Genomic DNA, 2,708 nt, shown 5'->3' with positions numbered 1-2,708 from the left:
GCCCAGCCGCATGTTCGAAGCGCTGGCCAAGGAAAGCATCAACATCCAGATGATCTCCACCTCGGAAATCAAGGTTTCCGTGGTGATCGAAGAGAAGTACCTGGAACTGGCGGTACGTGCTCTGCACACGGCGTTCGAGCTCGACGCGCCGGCGCGACAGGGTGAGTGACGCTGACAGGCGAAAGGCGCGGCAACCCCGCGCCTTTTGTCGTTTTTGACCGTTTGGCAGGAACTTTCATTCCGGCGGGACTGGTCAATACTGGGTGAAGGATCGCGCTCTTGATTTCTGCGGATCCGCCGCCATTTCTTTTTTGCAGACTGTTGTCCTGAAATATTCGCGTGAGGAGAAAGGAATGCTGATTCTGACTCGTCGGGTCGGAGAGACCCTGATGGTAGGTGACGACGTCACCGTGACGGTACTGGGTGTCAAAGGGAACCAGGTGCGCATCGGCGTCAACGCGCCGAAGGAAGTCGCCGTACACCGGGAGGAAATTTACCAGCGCATCCAGAAAGAGAAAGATCAAGAGCCAAACCATTAATTTTTATCTAATTTTCCCTTTGCAAACGGGGTAAAGATGGGTATCATGCGCCCCGTGTTGCGGAGAGGTGGCCGAGTGGCCGAAGGCGCTCCCCTGCTAAGGGAGTACACCTCAAAAGGGTGTCGGGGGTTCGAATCCCCCCCTCTCCGCCATTCAAGTGTTAGAGGTTGATTCAGGCGGCGAAAGCCATCTTGGTAACTAAGTTACTGATTTGATTGAAAAAATCGCTTGACGGATAAAATCCACAATCTATAATGCGCCCCCACGACGCACTCATAGCTCAGCTGGATAGAGTACTCGGCTACGAACCGAGCGGTCGGAGGTTCGAATCCTCCTGAGTGCGCCATATTTCGAAGGGTTCCTCTCGTCAGGGGCTCGGCGAGCGAAGGATCGACAGTTGCGGTCTTTCACGGTAAAACAAGCGTTACCGGCAGGTGGCCGGAAAAAGCACCGACACGCACTCATAGCTCAGCTGGATAGAGTACTCGGCTACGAACCGAGCGGTCGGAGGTTCGAATCCTCCTGAGTGCGCCATACCGAAAGGGCCTGCAGCAATGCAGGCCCTTTTTCTTTGCCCGGGATTTTTCTTCCGCCGGAACGCGGCCCCGTCGTCAGGCGGGGCGGGAAGGGGTCAGACCAGCACCGAGTACCAGAACACCCGGCCGATCACGTTGATGTGCTCGGCGGCTTCCTGGGGCTCGTAGCGCTCGTCCGGATGCTCGTCACTGTTGAAGCTGCGAATGCGCAGGCCGCCGCCTGGAAGGCGGTAAAGCAGTTTAACGCGCAGTTGGCCGTCGTGGTCGAAGGCGTACATGTCGCCGTCCTTGATCGTCCGCGCGCTAGTGTCCACGCCTACCGTGCTGCCGTCCGGCAGCACCGGCTCCATGCTGTTGCCGCTGACCGTGACGCAGGCGGCACTGGCCGGATCGATGTTCTTCTTGCGCAGGGTGTACTTGCCGAAGCGCAGCTTGCGCCCGCCGGTCTGCAGGATCACCGTGCTGCCCTTGCCGCCGGACAGCTCGATCTCCTTGTAGAAGGGCAGTTCGATCTCGTCGGCATCCAGGGGCGTTTCGTCGTCCCATGACTCTACTGCGCCAAGCCAACTGGCATTGGGTCCTGCATTCGCCTGGCCGCGCTCGGCGAGCATCTCGCCACGACCTTCCGCCAGCCACAGGGGGTTGACGCCGCAGGCGCCGGCGATCTGCGCGACGAAGCTGGTGGCGCGGGACTTGCCGCGCTCCAGATCGGAAATGGAGGTCTGGGTCATGCCTACCGCCTGGGCAAGCTGGACCTGGCTGAGATGGGCGTGCTTGCGCGCCGCCTTGATGCGATCTTTGAGTTCCATAGGTGGAAAGACTAAGGGTGTGCCTGTGGCATTGCAAGCGTCCGTATATGGGTATTACCATAATTTCAGCGCTTTCCTACTCGCGTCGGGTAGGACGGCGGCCCAACACAGCCACTGCGGGTGGCTAATGCGAGCGGCCAGCCAGGTGGGCCGGCCAAGGAGGGAATACCATGTTTCAAAGTACCGAGCAGGCGCTGGCCGTGGCCTACTGGATGTTCGAGCACCAGCCGGGACCGAAGTCGTCGACGGCGATGGTGATCGATGGCCTGCGCGAGCGCTTCGATCGCAGCTTCATCGAACACCTGCCCAGCGGTTTGAGTCCGCACGAATGGCAGGCCCAGGCGGTGATGACCGTGCGTTTCGCCCAGCGCCAGCTGGCTGCGCACCCACTGGAGCTGGCGGTGGTGCGGGCCGAGTTCGCCCGCGGGCGGGATTTCGTCCTTGGCCTGGCGGCTTTGCGCGACTGGCTGAAGCCCGGGGCCGACCCGATCGAGCAGCGGGCAACCCTGGCCTTGCTGATGCGCATGTTCCGTCGTCCGCCGTCGAGCATCCGCGAGATCGAGCGACTCAGCGGGCTGTCGAAGAGCACCCTGCATCGCTGGGACAAGGAATGGCGCGAGCGGGTCGTCGCTTTGCTGCGCCAGGCCTTGCAGCGGCTGGAGGAGCCGATGGCGGAGGTGGGGATCGTGGGCGAGCGCTAAAAAAATTTCTGTATGAAAACGGGTTTTCCCATATTGACGCTATGGGACGATAAAGGTATAAATTCTCCACGATTGAAATTCCTCTGGCCGAAGCCCGCCGATGCGGGCTTCGGCCGTTCCGGG

At 60.5% G+C, this 2,708-nt stretch carries 4 protein-coding genes and 3 tRNA genes; 6 read left to right on the top strand and 1 reads right to left on the bottom strand.

Going from position 1 to position 2,708, the window contains the following annotated elements; genetic code table 11:
- The 5 genes from HMPREF2716_RS28635 to HMPREF2716_RS08850 all read left to right on the top strand — a co-directional run.
- Nucleotides 1-169, top strand: a 169-nt coding sequence (locus HMPREF2716_RS28635; RefSeq protein WP_073648004.1) for an ACT domain-containing protein, incomplete at its 5' end; no start/stop codon positions are given.
- 184 nt (nucleotides 170-353) lie between these two features.
- Nucleotides 354-539, top strand: a complete 186-nt coding sequence (gene csrA, locus HMPREF2716_RS08865) for a carbon storage regulator CsrA (RefSeq protein WP_003085981.1) — start codon at nucleotides 354-356, stop codon at nucleotides 537-539.
- Between the two features lie 61 nt (nucleotides 540-600).
- A tRNA-Ser gene (locus tag HMPREF2716_RS08860) sits at nucleotides 601-691 on the top strand.
- A gap of 117 nt (nucleotides 692-808) precedes the next feature.
- A tRNA-Arg gene (locus HMPREF2716_RS08855) sits at nucleotides 809-885 on the top strand.
- Nucleotides 886-996: 111 nt separating this feature from the next.
- Nucleotides 997-1,073, top strand: a tRNA-Arg gene (locus tag HMPREF2716_RS08850).
- Between the two features lie 97 nt (nucleotides 1,074-1,170).
- On the opposite strand, the gene alpR is transcribed toward HMPREF2716_RS08850, so the two are convergent.
- A complete protein-coding gene (gene alpR, locus HMPREF2716_RS08845) occupies nucleotides 1,171-1,884 on the bottom strand; it encodes a transcriptional regulator AlpR (RefSeq protein WP_003085982.1) in 714 nt (237 codons plus the stop codon).
- Between the two features lie 170 nt (nucleotides 1,885-2,054).
- Between alpR and HMPREF2716_RS08840 the strand changes: the two genes are divergently transcribed.
- On the top strand, nucleotides 2,055-2,585 hold the full coding sequence (locus tag HMPREF2716_RS08840) for a hypothetical protein (protein ID WP_003085984.1): 531 nt from the start codon (nucleotides 2,055-2,057) through the stop codon (nucleotides 2,583-2,585).
- Nucleotides 2,586-2,708: the final 123 nt, after the last annotated feature.

Origin of the sequence: Pseudomonas sp. HMSC076A11 (assembly GCF_001810205.1) — a bacterium.
GTDB lineage: Bacteria > Pseudomonadota > Gammaproteobacteria > Pseudomonadales > Pseudomonadaceae > Pseudomonas > Pseudomonas aeruginosa.
The sequence above is the reverse complement of the archived record's forward strand: the minus strand, read 5'-3'. Positions and strand labels throughout refer to the sequence as shown.